General features: G+C 75.7%; 11 protein-coding genes and 1 pseudogene. 7 read left to right on the forward strand and 5 right to left on the reverse strand.

Going from position 1 to position 13,964, the window contains the following annotated elements; translation table 11 throughout:
* The first annotated feature begins 27 nt into the window (after nucleotides 1–27).
* Entirely contained in the window at nucleotides 28–735 is a 708-nt protein-coding gene (locus R4Z62_RS32435) for a class F sortase (protein ID WP_064536948.1), read from the forward strand.
* Between the two features lie 63 nt (nucleotides 736–798).
* Here the strand turns inward: R4Z62_RS32435 and R4Z62_RS32440 are convergent.
* Nucleotides 799–1,383: pseudogene (locus R4Z62_RS32440) on the reverse strand (endonuclease/exonuclease/phosphatase family protein); the annotation flags it as partial.
* A 287-nt stretch (nucleotides 1,384–1,670) separates the two neighbouring features.
* Between R4Z62_RS32440 and R4Z62_RS32445 the strand changes: the two are divergent.
* From R4Z62_RS32445 to R4Z62_RS32460, 4 genes are all read left to right on the forward strand, one after another.
* Nucleotides 1,671–2,645, forward strand: a complete 975-nt coding sequence (locus R4Z62_RS32445; RefSeq protein WP_355481904.1) for a thiopeptide-type bacteriocin biosynthesis protein — start codon at nucleotides 1,671–1,673, stop codon at nucleotides 2,643–2,645.
* Nucleotides 2,646–2,647: 2 nt separating this feature from the next.
* Nucleotides 2,648–5,311: a lantibiotic dehydratase gene (locus R4Z62_RS32450; protein WP_491521667.1), complete on the forward strand. Its 2,664-nt coding sequence runs from the start codon at nucleotides 2,648–2,650 to the stop codon at nucleotides 5,309–5,311.
* 16 nt (nucleotides 5,312–5,327) lie between these two features.
* A complete protein-coding gene (locus R4Z62_RS32455; protein WP_018569785.1) occupies nucleotides 5,328–5,483 on the forward strand; it encodes a hypothetical protein in 156 nt (51 codons plus the stop codon).
* A gap of 62 nt (nucleotides 5,484–5,545) precedes the next feature.
* Nucleotides 5,546–6,733, forward strand: coding sequence for a lanthionine synthetase LanC family protein (locus R4Z62_RS32460; protein WP_385502284.1), 1,188 nt, complete (start codon nucleotides 5,546–5,548; stop codon nucleotides 6,731–6,733).
* A 10-nt stretch (nucleotides 6,734–6,743) separates the two neighbouring features.
* Here R4Z62_RS32460 and R4Z62_RS32465 read toward each other — a convergent pair whose 3' ends face one another.
* Entirely contained in the window at nucleotides 6,744–7,550 is an 807-nt protein-coding gene (locus R4Z62_RS32465; protein ID WP_064536952.1) for an AraC family transcriptional regulator, read from the reverse strand.
* A 92-nt stretch (nucleotides 7,551–7,642) separates the two neighbouring features.
* On the opposite strand from R4Z62_RS32465, the gene R4Z62_RS32470 reads away from it, so the two are divergent.
* Nucleotides 7,643–8,470, forward strand: coding sequence for a sulfite exporter TauE/SafE family protein (locus R4Z62_RS32470; RefSeq protein ID WP_491521668.1), 828 nt, complete (start codon nucleotides 7,643–7,645; stop codon nucleotides 8,468–8,470).
* A 13-nt stretch (nucleotides 8,471–8,483) separates the two neighbouring features.
* Here R4Z62_RS32470 and R4Z62_RS32475 read toward each other — a convergent pair whose 3' ends face one another.
* Nucleotides 8,484–9,386 carry a LysR family transcriptional regulator gene (locus tag R4Z62_RS32475; RefSeq protein WP_491521669.1) on the reverse strand — a complete coding sequence of 301 codons (903 nt, stop codon included), beginning with the start codon at nucleotides 9,384–9,386 and terminating at the stop codon, nucleotides 8,484–8,486.
* 141 nt (nucleotides 9,387–9,527) lie between these two features.
* On the opposite strand from R4Z62_RS32475, the gene R4Z62_RS32480 reads away from it, so the two are divergent.
* Entirely contained in the window at nucleotides 9,528–9,881 is a 354-nt protein-coding gene (locus R4Z62_RS32480; RefSeq protein ID WP_491521670.1) for a DoxX family protein, read from the forward strand.
* A gap of 49 nt (nucleotides 9,882–9,930) precedes the next feature.
* Here the strand turns inward: R4Z62_RS32480 and R4Z62_RS32485 are convergent, their stop codons facing one another.
* Together R4Z62_RS32485 and R4Z62_RS32490 are read right to left on the reverse strand one after the other, a co-directional pair.
* Nucleotides 9,931–10,677 carry an SDR family oxidoreductase gene (locus tag R4Z62_RS32485; RefSeq protein ID WP_491521671.1) on the reverse strand — a complete coding sequence of 249 codons (747 nt, stop codon included), beginning with the start codon at nucleotides 10,675–10,677 and terminating at the stop codon, nucleotides 9,931–9,933.
* Between the two features lie 167 nt (nucleotides 10,678–10,844).
* Nucleotides 10,845–13,775: a GH92 family glycosyl hydrolase gene (locus tag R4Z62_RS32490; RefSeq protein ID WP_491521957.1), complete on the reverse strand. Its 2,931-nt coding sequence runs from the start codon at nucleotides 13,773–13,775 to the stop codon at nucleotides 10,845–10,847.
* Nucleotides 13,776–13,964 lie beyond the last annotated feature (189 nt).

The following is a 13,964-nucleotide window of genomic DNA, read 5'->3' on the forward strand; positions in this document are numbered from 1 at the left end:
ACCACCTCTTGACGAAAGGCACCGTCCATGGCTATCCAGCGTCCGCCCCAGCCGGACCGGTCCGGGACAGGGACCGCACCACGCCGTGCCCGGCTGCGCCTGCTGTGGCCCGTGGCAGCGGTCGGGTTCGGACTGGTGCTCATCCACCAGTCCCTGGGTGCCGCCCCGGTGACCAGCCTGCGGCAGCCGGACAGGCCCGCGGCGATCGCCTCCCGGGCGCCCTCGGCCGCACAGCCGGAACCGTCCACCGGGACCGACGACGGAGCACTGCCCCGCTCGGCCCCGACCCGGATCTCCATCCCGGAGATCTCCGTGGACGCGCCGTTCACCAAGCTGTCCCTCGACGCGAGCGGCCAACTGGCGCCGCCCCCCGCCGATGACACCAACCTCGTCGGCTGGTACCAGGGCGGGGCCGCGCCCGGTGAGCGCGGCGCGTCGATCGTGGTCGGCCACGTCGACACCACCACCGGCCCCGCGGTCTTCGTCGGCCTCGACGCCCTCAAGGCCGGCGACCATGTCGACATCACCCGCGAGGACGGCATCGTCGCCCGGTTCGCCGTCGACGCGGTGGACACCTTCAGCAAGGCGAACTTCCCCGACGACGAGGTGTACGCCGACACCCCGACGCCCGAACTGCGGCTGATCACCTGCGGCGGCACCTTCAACCGCACCAGCAAGGACTACGAGTCCAACGTGGTCGTCTTCGCCCACCTCGAATCCAGCTCGCAGTCCTGAGCGGCGGCTCGCGGGCGGCCGTTCCCGCGAGGCGGCCCCTGAGCGGCGTCCGGCCCGTGCCGCTCAGGGGCGCGGGCGCCGTACGAGCAGACCGGCGACGACCGGCCGGTGGTCCGAGGCCGTGGTGACCGCCTCGCGGACCCCGGCCACCGCGACCTCGGGGGAGACGGCCACGACATCGATCCGCCGGTCGGGAGCGCCCGCCGGACAGGTCTTGCCGCCCTGCGGGGCGGCGTCGGCCAGCGGCCCCCACAGCCGGGCCAGTTCGGGCGCGCCGGGCTCCGCGTTGAAGTCCCCGACCAGCACCTTCGGGCCCACGTCCGCGGCCGGCACGGTGTGGTTCTCAGCGCTCACCAGCGGCAGGCGGCTGAGCACCGCGACACCGAACCGCCGCCGCGCCGTGTGCCCCGGGCCGGCGGGCAGGGCGTAGACGGGCGCGAAGAACACCCGCATGCGCAGCCGCCGGGCCAGTTCGCGCGCCTCGTCGGTGTACGCGCTGCGCTCGCCCCAGCGCACGTCGACCTCCTGAAGGCCGATCACATCGGCGTGCAGCGCGCCGATCGCCCGCGCGGTGCGGTCGAGGTCGAGGACGCCGTCCTCGCCCGCACCGGCGTGGATGGTATAGGTGGCCACCCGCAGCGGTGAGCGCCAGGGCGGCCAGGACGTCGCGGACGGTCGGTCGGGCGGTGCCTGTCACACGAGTCGCACGGTCCTCCGGGTCAGAGGGCGGTGCTACGGACGAGCCCCGGGATCCGGCCGGTGCGCCTGGGCGGGCGGCGCCGGTGGGCCCCCGGCGCACCCGACTGTAATGCGTGGGGCTGAACGTACGCTCGCGCACTTCTGTTGATGATATGAAGAAGCCTGATCAGGCTTTGTCGTCCGCGCGGTCCGGACATCACAAGGGTGGATTTCCGTCCCTTGCGAGGTGAGACCGCATGGTGCAGGTCGAACGACTGCTGGCCGACTGCCTGGACGACGCGCGCACCGCTCCGATGGGCACCGTCCCGCTGGACCCCGAGGACGCCGGCTACACCGCGGCCCGCCGGACCTTCCTCACCGCGGGACTGCACGCCCTGCGCGCCCACGCGCCCGAGGCGGGCTGGGTCCAGCTCAACGTCCGGGCCGAGCCGGCCGGCTGGCCCCGCCTGTACCGGCGCCTCTCCCGGACCGCCGGCGACCTGCTCGGCACCGGACCCGCCCGCGACTTCTTCTTCATGCACAAGCCGCCCGGACTGCGCGTCAGGTTCCACGCCTCGCACCCCTCCCGGGCCGGGGAACTGCGCACCGCCCTCACCCGCCGCCTGGACCCGGCGACCGCGGACGCGCCCTGGACCCGGCCGGTCGCCGAGGTGTACGAACCGGAGACGTACCTCTTCGGCGGCCCCCGCTCCATGCCCCATGTGCACGCCCTGTTCACCGCCGACTCGCTGGCCTGGCTGGACGCCCACACCGCCGCCGCCGGCGGTCCCGCGCCCGCGGACTGGCGGATCTCCCTGACGCTGCTGGGCGCCGTCTTCGAGGGCCTCGGCATCGTCGGCTGGGAGCACCGCGGCATCTGGCAGGTGGTCAGGGAGGAGACCGGGCGCCGCCTGCCCGGCGGGCTCGACGAGCCGGACCGCCGCCGCGCCGCCGAGGGCATCCGCGCGTACTGGGAGCAGGACCCCGGATCCCGCCTCGCCGCCCTGCCGGAGGACTGGCGGGACCTGCTCGGCCCGCACACCGAGGAGGTGCGCCGGGCCGCCGAGCGCTGGCGCACCCACTACTTCGCCTCCGGCGCGGCCACCGTCGGCCCCCGCCGCGCCGCCGCCCACCACGTCATCTTCCACTGGAACCGCGGCCGGCTCTCCACCGCGCGGCAGTGCCTGCTCACGGAGGCGCTCGCCACCGACGGCCACGACGGGACGGACTGACCATGGGCAGGCCGACGGCGCGGATCCCCGCGCCGACCGACACCTCCGGGCAGGCGCTCGGGAACACCGCGCTGCTGCGCGTCGCCGGAATGCCCTGCGACGCCTGGACCGCGGGCGCCGCCCCCCACCTGTTCGACGCCGTGCTGCGGCACACCGACACCGCCGAACGGCTCGCCGAGCGGGGCCGCGTGCTGGCCGACCGGCTGGGCGAGGAGGCCGTGCCCCACCCCGCGCTGCGGGCCGCCGAACGCGGCGCCGTCCTCGCCCTGCGGCGGCGGCTGCACTCCGGCCTCCCGCCGCGCCCCGCGGACCACCTGCTGCTGCGCGACTCGGCCGCCGTCCCCGCCCCGCTCACCGAAGCGGTCCACGACCTGCTGCGCCGCACCGAGGCGGCCGAGGAGACCCTGGCCGGACTGCGGCAGGCGATCGCGGACGAACAGGAGCGCCTCGCCGTCCGGGCCTGGCGGACCGCGAGCGACAGCCCGTTCCTGCGGGCCTTCCTCGACAGCGCCGCGCCGGGACTCGCCGACGACGTACGGCGCCGGCTCGCCGCGGGCGAGGCCTGGTCGAGCAGGCGGCTGCGCAAACGCGCGGCCTACCTGTGGCGGGCCATGGGCCGGGCCGCGGCGAAGACCACACCGCGCGGCTGGGCCGGCCAGATCGCCGCGCTCCCGGTCACCGCGGGCGACGGCGGCGGCCCGCTGCTGCTGCCCGCCGGGGCCGCGCTCGGCGCCCTGGCCGCCGTGGCCGTGGAGAACGTCCACCTGGTCCGCACCCGCCCCGCGCCCACCGAACTGCGCACCGCGCCCGCCACGCTGCTGCTGACCCCCGCCCCCCTGCACTTCACCGAACCGCCCGCCGCCGCTCCCGGCGGCGCCCCCGGCCAGGTCCGCTGCTACGTCGTCGACCCCCGCGAACCGGGACGGCTGCGGCAGATCGTGCTGCGCCGCACCCGTGCCCTGGAAGGCGTCCTCGCCGTCCTCGCCGACGGACCCCGCCCCCTCGGCGACCTCGAAGCCGCCCTGGCGACCGCCGCCGCTCCGCCCGGCGGACCGCCGATGGCCTCCACCGAGGTGCTGCGCGGCTTCCTCCAGCACCTGCTCGCCCTCGGCGTCCTCCAGATCTGCCGGGCACCCCGCCGCCACTGCGCCGACTGGATCCCGGCCGCCGCCGTCACCACCGGAGCACCCCTGCCCCGTACCCCCGCGGACACCCCGGGCGCCCCGGACACCGGCCACTGGTTCCTCGACTCCTACCGCAGACCGCACCCGCGCACCCGCGTCCCCGGAGCCGCGGCCGCGCGCGTGCGCGACGGCCTGCGGATCGCGGCCCGCATCGCCGCCCTGCGCGCCGCCGACAGCCCCCCGGACCCGCCCGCCCAGCGCCCCGAGTTCGCCGGACTCACCGAACAGCCCCGCCCGGTCGGCGAGTTCCTCGCCGAACGGCTGCCCGCCGAACACCCGCGGCCCGCGCCGCGCCACCCCACCGGCTGGGCCCCCGCCCACGACCCCGCCGGCCCCTACGCCCGCCTCCTCGGCCGCCTGGACGCCGCCGCCCGCTCCGGCGCCGACCGCGTCTCGGTGGACGACGCCCTCCTCGACGAACTGGGCGCCCCCGCGGCCGAGTCCGCACTGCCCCGCTGGCCGGTCGACTGCCTGCTGCGCCCCCTCGCCCCCCACGAGGGACGCGGACCGGTCGCCGTGCTGGAGACCGCCTCGGCCGCCGGAGTGCTCGACGCCCGGTTCGCCGACGGTCTGCGCGCCCTCCACGGCGGCTACGGCAACAGCGACGCCTACCGCGACTTCCTGGCCGCCGTGGAGCGCCGCACCGGCGTCCGCTTCGTCGACCTGCTCGTGCCCCCGCTCAACGAGCGCTCCGCCAACGCCGTACGCCGCCCCGTCACCACCCGCTGGTGGACCGGCGACCCGGACCCCACCCCCTACTACGGGCCGCTCACCCGGCACGCCCGGTACCTCCCGCTGGACCGCATCAGCCTGCGCCGCGACGGCCGGCGGATCGTCGCCGAGGCGGACGGCCGGCGCATCGTCCCCGTCTACCACGCCACCCGCTCGCCCGCCCCGCCCTACGACACCCTCGTGCGGCTGCTGCTCGCCGCGAGCCATCCCGCCGCCTCCTATCTGCTGCGCCTGGACACCCTGGACGCGGCGCTGCCCGACCGGCCCGTACTGCCGCGGCTGACCGCCGGGGACGACCTCGTGCTCGCCCCGGCCACCTGGCGCGTCGACCGCGCGCGCCTGTGGCAGCCGGGCGACGACCCGCTCACCAAGGTCCGCACCCTCGCGCTGCTGCGGCGCACCGCCGGCCTGCCCCGGCACGCGTTCGTCCGCACCGCGCCCGGCGCGAAGCCCGTGCCCGTGGACCTCGCCTCGCTGACCGCGCTGCATCTCCTGGAGCGGCTGTGCGCCCAACAGGCGGGCGCCTTCCTGCTGGTGGAGGAGATGCTCCCGGCCCCCGACGGCCTGCTGCTGCGCGATCCGGTGCACGGCGGCGCGGCCGTCGCCGCCCAGGTGCTGCTGCGGCTGCCGCACGACCTGAGCGCCGGCCGGCTCGCCGAGTCCGCCGCCCGCACACTCGCCGGCCACGACCGGCACGACGTCCCCGGCCCGCCCGCCAGGCGGTCCGCCGGGGCGGCCATCACCCGATGAGAGAAGGGAAAGTCCCATGCCCCACACCGAACTCACCGAACTCGACGCCCTCATCAGCGACCTCGACGAGCGGATCAGCGACAGCGACCTGCCGTCGGCCGCCGCCTCGACCTCAGGTTGCAGCGGCCTGTGCACGATCATCGTCTGTGCCACGGTCGTCATCTGTGCCTGACCGCACCCAGGAGCCGCCCGCCGAGGCGGGCGGCTCCGCCCAGCACACCCGGAAGGAGCCCGATGGCGTCCGAGACCCTCCCGCCGGTCACCGTCCGCGAGCAGGTGCGGGCCCACGCCGTCCGCTGTCTCGAGGAGTGGACCGCGGCGCCCGGCGGCACCGGGCACCCCTGCGACCCCGGGATCCCCGTACTGGCGGGGCTCGTCGCGGAGGACCCCCGCGACGGCGACACCGCCCGTGCCGCGGTGGCCGTCTGGGCACGCACCGCCGGACGGGGCCCGGCCCACCCCGCCCTGCACGACGGCGGCCTCGCCGGGACCCTCGTCGGACTGCGTCTGGGCGCCCGCCTCCACCCGGCCCTCGACCAGGTCGCCGACCGGCTCGCCGCGCATCTGGGCACCCGGCCGCCCGAGTACCGTACCCACGACGTCGCCTTCCCCGACTACGACCTGATCTCCGGCCCCGCCGGAACACTCCTCGCGCTGTGCGCGGGCCGGCCGCGGCCCGACGCCCTGCGCCCGCTCGCCGCCCACCTCGCGCTCCTGTGCGACGAGAACGAACTGCCCCGGCTGCGCGCCGGACAGTACGAGGGGCATCCCCATCTCGCCTGGACGCAGGGCCGGATCAACACCGGCATGGGGCACGGCGTCGCCGGTGTGGTCACGGCGCTCACCGCCGCCGTGCGCCGTCTCGCCCCGGACCCGGCGCTCACCGCCGCGCTCACCCGGGCCGCCGCCTGGCTCGTCCGCCAGGCCCACGACGACGAACGCGGCATCCGCACCTGGCCGGAGGCCGGGCCCGACCCGTCGCCCACGCCCGCCGCCCGGCCCCGGCAGGCGTGGTGCTACGGCACACCGGGCGCGGCCTGGGCCCTGTGGGACGCGGGCGACGCCCTGGACGACCCGGTGACCGCCGACTGGGCCCTGGCCGCCTTCCGCACACTCGCCGACCACTACGACGAGGACTTCCACCTCTTCGGCGGCACGCCCGCCGACCGCCTCGGCCTGTGCCACGGCGCCGCGGGCGTGCTGTGCGTCGCCGACGCCCTGTACCGGCACGCCGGGCTGCCCGCCGCCGGGGCGCTCGCGGAACGCCTCGTCCACCATCTGGCCGCCCGGCTGCCCGGCGGCCCGTACGACGCGTGGCCGGCCGACCTGCTGGGCGGCCTGCCCGGCGTGCTGAGCGCCCTGCTCACCGCCACCGGCCCGGCCTCCTCCCGCGCCTGGCTGCCCTGCCTGGGCCTGCGCTGACCGCCCCGCGTCAGGCGTGCGGTCCGTCCGGCCGGGGCAGCGTGCCGCGGGGCGGCCGGGCCAGGTAGGCGGAGGGGGCGCGGCCCAGCAGCCCCCGGAAGGCCGCCGTGAACGCCGCGGGGTTCTCGTACCCGAGCGAGACCGCGACCCGCGTCACCGGGGTGCCCGCGGCCAGCGCGTGCACCGAGCGCAGGACGCACGCCCGCTGCCGCCACTGCGCGAAGCTCAGCCCGGTGCCGCGCCGGAAGAGCCGGCCCAGGGTGCGTTCGCTGATGTTCAGGGCCGCCGCCCAGCGGGCGGGCGGATCATGGATGTCCGGGGCCCGCAGGAACGCCTCGCACAGCCGCCGCAACCCGGGATCGGTGGGCAGCGGCACATCGAGGGGGAGCGGGGTCACCGTCCGCAGCTCGTGCAGGATCAGTTCGACGACGGCCGCGTCCCGGCCGTGCGCCGGATAGCGCGGCTCCATGTCGACGGCCGCGAGGAGCAGCGCCCGCAGCAGCGCGGACACCTCCACCACCCGGCAGCGGTCCGGGAACCACGGCGCGGCCGCGGGCTCGATGTACAGACTGCGGGTGCTGACCCCCGTCATCGTGACCTGGTGGCGCACCCGCGGCGGGACGAGGACCGCGCGGGCCGTGGGCACCGTCCAGGCGCCGTCGTCCGTCTCGACGTCCATCACCCCGGTGGCCGCGTACAGCACCTGGGCACGCCGGTGCTCGTGCCGGGGCAGCAGATGCCCGTAGGGGTAGTCGGTGCCGATGGCGAGCACCGCGCGGTCCAGGGCGTCCACCTCGTCGACGGGTACGTTGCGCACCCGGCCACCCTACGCCGGGCTGTCGGCTGCGCGTAAGGATGTGGCGAACAGTCGATTGCCCGCCATGCCCGCCGCTCCGTAGCGTCGGCACGGTGTTCACCCTGTCTCTCTCGGCTCCCTCGTTCCTCGTCCTTCTCCTGTTCGGCTGTCTGACCGGTGTCACCACGGTGCTCTTCGGGTTCGGCGGCGGCTTCGTCACGGTCCCCGTCGTCCAAGGGGTCCTGAGCGCGACCGCGCGGGGCGGCTCCGCCGACGCCATGCACGTGGCGATCGCCACCTCGACGGCCGTCATGGTCGTCAACGCCGTCTCCGCGACCGCGGCCCAGCACCGGGCCGGGCGGATCCGCCGGGAGTACGTGTGGCCGCTGGCCGCCTACGTCCTGCTCGGCGCCGTGCTCGGCTCCCTGGTGGCGACCCGGCTCGGCGACACCCTCCTGCATGTGCTGTTCGCCGTGTACCTGCTGGTCACCATCGCGGACAGCGTGCTGCGCAAGGGATTCCTCGCGGCCAGCGGCGACGGCGGGCCGCGCCCCCTGGGGCGGTTCACGACGACGCTCGGCGGGGTCGGCATCGGCACGGTCGCCGCGAGCCTCGGCGTCGGCGGCAGCGTCATGACGGTCCCGCTGCTGCGCCGCCGCGGACTGCCCATGGCCACCGCCACCGCGCTCGCCAACCCGCTCAGCGTCCCGGTCGCCCTCGCGGGCACCCTCGTCTACGCGCTGGCACCCGCGGCCCCCGCGCACACCGGCCGCGTGGGCTACGTCGACCTCGTCGCGTGCGTCGCGCTGCTGTGCGGTTCGCTGCCCACCATCGCGGTGGCCAGGCGGCTCGGCGCCCGCGTCCCCGACCGGATCCACTCCGTCGCCTATGTCGCGCTGCTCGTCCTCGTGCTGGCCGTGACGGTGGCGGGCGGGCTGTGACGGTGCCGGAGCCTCACGCGCCGGAGGGTTCGCGGTGCGCGAGACAGCAGCGTACGAAGTCCCGCACCGCCGGGTCCGCGTCGGCCGCCGGGGACCAGGCGACCCCGACCCGGGTCGGACTCACCCCGTCGACCGGCCGGTAGACCACGCCGGGCCGGGCGTAGAAGCGCGCCGCCGACGCCGGGGCGAGGGCGACGCCGTACCCGTTGGCGATGGCGCTCAGCCAGTCGTCGGGCTGGTCGGTGACCGCGCCGATGCGCACCGGACGGCCCGCGCGCTCGTCCGACGCCAGCCACAGCTCCCGCCACGCGCCGGTGGAGGCGGGCGCGGCGACGAACGGCTCGTCCCACAGCTCCGCGAAGGCGATCCGCTCGCGCCCGGCCAGCGGATGCGCGGCGGGCAGCGCCACCCAGCGGGGCTCGGTCAGCAACTCCCGTGTGCGGAAGGCGTCCTGGCCGGGGAACGGCAGCCGCAGCAGCGCGGCGTCCACCTCGGCCTGGGCGAGACCCGCGGTCGGGTCGGACCAGGACGCCTGGCGCATCTCGACCCGCCAGCCCGGCCTGCGGCGGCCGAGGTCGGCGATGATGGCGGGCGTGGCCTCGTTGGCGGCGCTGGCCAGGAATCCGACGCGCAGCACCCGCCGCGCCCGGTCCGCGGTGCTCTTCGTCTGCCGCAGCGCCCGGTCCCAGGCCGCCAGCACGGCCGGTGCCTCCCGGGCCAGCTCCCGCCCCGGCGCGGTCAGGGTCATCCCCTCCCGGGAGCGCTCGAAGAGCGTGGTGCGCAGGACGGTCTCCAACTGCTTGATCTGCTTGGTGAGGGCGGGCTGCGACACGAACAGCCGCTGGGCGGCCCGGGTGAGCGTCCCTTCCTCGGCCACCGTCACGAACGTCCGCAGCAGCCGGGTGTCGATGTCCATGCCCATACGTTATAGACGCAGGTATTGGACGCAACCGGGGACCGCGCACGACGCTGGACACGCCGACGGGACAGGGCCCGCGCCCCTCCGGTCCGCCCGTCGCGCCGATCCGTCCACCGAGCCCGAACGGTTGCCCGAGCCATGTCCCTCACGTATGCCGTCATCGCCGCCCTGACCATCGCCGCCAACGCCGGTGTCGCCGCCGCCGACCTCGCGGGGGCGCGGTTCGTCCGCGCCAACGCGGCCGAGGTCGGTGTGCGGCCGCCCTGGGTCCCGGTGCTCGCCGCGCTCAAGGCCGCCGGAGCCCTCGGGCTGCTCGCCGGACTCCTGGGCCTGTGGCACCTGGACGTCGCGGCGGCGGCCGGTCTGGTGCTCTTCTACGCCGGGGCCGTCGCGGTGCACATCCGCACCCGGGTCCTGCACAACATCGTTTTCCCCGGTGCCTTCCTGGCGCTCGCGGCGGCGTGCTGCGCGCTCGCGGCGGCCACCGTCTGACACCCTGGTCGCGCAGTGGCGGGACCGCACCGCCGTCCTCGCGGGGCGGTCAGGCGATGCCGCCGTTGGCGAAGAGGACCTGGCCGTTGACCCAGCGGCCCGCGCCGGCGAGGAAGGCCACCGCCGCCGCGATGTCCTCCGGGGTGCCCAGGCGCTCCATCGGGGCGGCGGTGGCCAGCCGCTGGATCTGCTCCTCGCTCTTGCCGTCCAGGAAGAGCGGGGTGGCCGTGGGGCCGGGCGCGACCGCGTTGACGGTGACGTCCCGGCCGCGCAGCTCGCGGGCGAGAACCGCCGTCATCGCCTCCACCGCGCCCTTGGACGCGGCGTAGGCGGCGTAGCCGGGCCGGCCCAGACGGGTCACGGAGCTGGAGAAGTTGACGAGGGCGCCGCCGCGCCGCAGCCTGTGCGCGGCGAGCCGGGAGACGACGAAGGTGCCCCGGACGTTGACCCGGTGCATCCGGTCGAAGGCGTCGAGGTCCATGTCCGCCACCGGGCCCAGCAGCATGATCCCGGCCGTGTTGACCACGACGTCCACGCCGCCGAACCGCTCCTCGGCGGCGTCGAAGAGCGCGGTCATCTCCCCTTCGTCGGCGACGTCGCCCGGCAGGGCCACGGCCGTTCCACCGTCGGCGGTGATCGCGTCCACCACCTCTCGCGCCCGCGCGGCGCCTCCCGCGTGGTGGACGGCGACGGCCATGCCCTCGGCGGCGAGCCGGCGCGCCACCGCTCGGCCGATACCGCCTGATCCTCCGGTCACCACGGCGACGCGGTCCGGTGTCCGGGTGTCGGTGCTCATCTCGGGCTCCCTCCGAATATATGGACTAGTTGTACATTAACTCTCATGTGGACTAGCTGTCCACATGGGAACGGGAGGGTGGCGGACACGCGGAACGGCCGCCCGCTCCACCGGCTCGCGAGAGCGTGGAGCGGACGGCCGCCCGGGACGGGGGAGGGGGGCGACGGTCAGCCCGTCCGCGGACCCCCGGTCAGGGCGACGTCGAAGATGTGCAGCACACCCCGGTCACTGCCCTGCGGCAGCACGACCGAGGCGACGCGCCGGTCCGGGTCGAGCGCCACCGGCGCGGTGGCGAACACCTTGGCCTGCGCGCTGTCGCTGCCGCCGCCCGCGGTGTTGCGCCCCTCGGTGGTGACCAGCGGGACATTGCCGAACCGGTAGTCCGTGCCCGGCGTCCAGTCGGTGAGCCCGACCGGCACCCGCTGGGTGGAGCCGTCGGTGTACTCCACCACCGCCTCGCCCTGCGCGGGCCCGTTGGTGGCCAGCCCGAGGAAGGTGATCCCGGTGCCGCGGGCGCCGCCGAGCGCGATGCGCTGGCCGTGCGGGATCCAGCTGTCCGGCTCGCCCGGCGCGGTGTCCGGCCAGGTGAACACGGCACCGGTGGCGCCGAGCGGCAGCCGCGCGCCCGGCGCGGCACCGGCCGCGGCCAGCCGGTCGCGGGAGAGCGAGTTGCCGCTCAGGTCCAGGGAACCGAGGTCGCCCCGGCCCGCCGGGGTGGTGCCGATGTCGTTGCGGGCGTCGGCGCCGTCCGTGTACGACGGCGGCACGTCCCCCGCGCCGGTGCCCCAGGTGCCCGGGGTCCGCGCCATGGTGAACGTCAGCGTGCCGCCCCGGCGGGTGAAGCCCTCGTCCACCCAGGAGCGTGTGGTGCGCCGCCCGTCCACCCGCAGCCCGGCGACGTACACCCGGCCCCGCGAGACCCCGTCCGCCCTGAGGGTCAGGGTGCGGCCCGTGCCCGCGCTCCTGATCCGCACATGGTCGAACATGGGCGCGGAGACCACCAGGTCGGCGGTGCCGTAGACCGAGGGGTAGACGCCCAGGTTCGCCCAGACGTACCAGGCGCTGAGCGAGCCGAGGTCGTCGTTGCCCGGCAGCCCCGAGGGCGAGGTGCCGTACAGCTCGGTGACCGCCCGGCGCAGCACGTCGGCCGTGCGGTCCGGGCGCCGCAGCCAGTTGTAGACATAGGGCATGGAGAAGCTGGGCTGGTTGCTGAGGTAGGCGCCGGTGACGCCGTACACGCCCGCGTCCAGGTCCTTGGTGTGCTCGTCCAGTTCGGCGGTGGCCCGCGCGATGCCGCCGCGCTTCTCGATCAGCGTGCCCACGTTGTGCGGCACCAGCCAGCCGTACTGGTAGCCGGTGGCCTGGTCGAACTGGTCGCCGCGCAGGCCCAGGTCGAAGCCGCGGTCGAAGCCCGTGCGGTCCCGGGGGCGTATCTGCCGGGTCGTGTCGTCGAAGACGTTCTGCCAGTTCTGCGCGCGCGCCATGAAGGTCCGGTACGCGTCCCGGTCGCCGAGCCGCCGGGCGAGCTGGGCGATGCCGAAGTCGTCGACGGCGTACTCCAGCGTGGTGGAGGTGGCCGCGCCGCCCCGGCGGCTCTCCAGGAAGCCGGTGCTGAAGTACTGCTGGGCGCCCGCGCGCCGGGTGGCCGTGGCCGGCAGCGACTGGGTGGCCTTCATGGAGGCCAGGGCGCCGGACCGGTCGTAGTGGGTGCTGCCGAAGGCGTCCACGGAGGCCAGCAGCGACTGGAGGGAGTCGCCGCTCATCTTCTGCTGCGACTGGTTCAGATGCGGCCAGTTGGGCCAGGTGCCGGTCTGCCGCACCATGTCCACGATCGACTGGTTGATGTCGTCGCCGACCTTCGGGAAGAGCAGCGCGACCAGCTGCGCCTGGCCGCGGTAGGCGTCCCAGCCCGAGTAGGTGACGTACTCGTGACGGCCCCTGGCCACCTGGTGGACCTGGCCGTCGTAGCCGGTCCAGCGGCCGTCGGCGTCGTCGAACACATTGGGGTGCAGCAGCGCGTGGTAGAGCGCGGTGTAGAACGTGACGCGCCGGTCCCGGCCGCCGCCGTCCGCCGCGAGCGTGCCCAGCGCCTCGCGCCAGGTCCGCGCGGCCCGGTCGCGGACCTGGCCGAAGCCGAGCGAACGGGTCTCGGTGTCGCGGTTGTGCGCGGCGCCCGCGACGCTCACATAGCTCAGCCCGCTCTTCGCCGTGACCCTGGCGCCCTTGTCGAAGACCAGGTAGGCGCCCGCCCCGTGCGGGGTGCCGGTGCTCCGCGCGCTGGCCGAGCCCGGGGTGACGGTGGTGCCCTGCCAGGTGCCGAAGGCGCGCACCGGCCGGTCGAAGGTGGTCGAGAAGTAGGCGCGGTAGCGGCCCCCGACGTCGCAGACCGCGGCGGACTCCACCCAGCCGCTGACCGTGTTGCCAAAGACGGTGACCTGGCTGCCGAAGACGCGGTTGTTGGAGCCCGCCACGTCGATGAGCAGCGCGGAGCGGGCCGCCCCGGAGAAGTCGTACCGGCTGACCGCCGTGCGGGTGGTGGCGGTCAGCTCGGTGCTGACATCGTTGTCGGTGCGCACCTTGTAGTACCCCGGCCGGGCCTGCTCCCGGTCGTGGCGGAACGGCAGGTAGTAGTCGGTGACACGGGTGGCCGGGCTGACGGGCAGCGCGCCGTCGGGCAGCTCACCGGTGTAGGGCAGTACCGGGAAGTCGAAGGCGCTGAACCGGCCCTCGCAGCCGGTGCCGGACAGCCGGGTCATCCCGAAGCCGCGCAGCCGGTCCGCGGTGTACTCGTACCCGCCCTTCTGGTCGCCGTCGCCGCTGCGGTACGTCGTCGGGCTGGACTGCACCATGCCGAACGGGACGGTGGCCCCGGGATAGGTGTCGCCGTACGCGCTGTTGCCCTTGTTCTGACCGGTGTCCAGCCGGGTGCCGATGAACTGGTCCACGGCGTCGTACGGGTCGACGCCGCGGCCCGACGCCGAGGCCGTGGCGGGCGCGAGGCCCGCCAGGACGGTGCCCAGGGCGAGGGCGCCGGCCAGCAGCCGTCGTGGCCGGGGTCCGGGGCGGCGCGGCCTCAGCCGCGTCACTGATCTCCACATGGTGGTCATGTCCCTTCACTGCCGCTGACAGGGATCCGCGCCGACAACGCGCGGGCCAGGAGGCTACCTTGGCGAGGAAGCGCGACACACGCGTGAACGGGAGGGGCCGCGGTGGGAACGCCGCCGGAACCAGCTCCGGCGTCCTGGCTCCCGTCCGCCGCAACGAACTGTTCACACGGAAAACGGAAT

The sequence above is a fragment of the Streptomyces sp. PL-25 genome, from assembly GCF_058344915.1.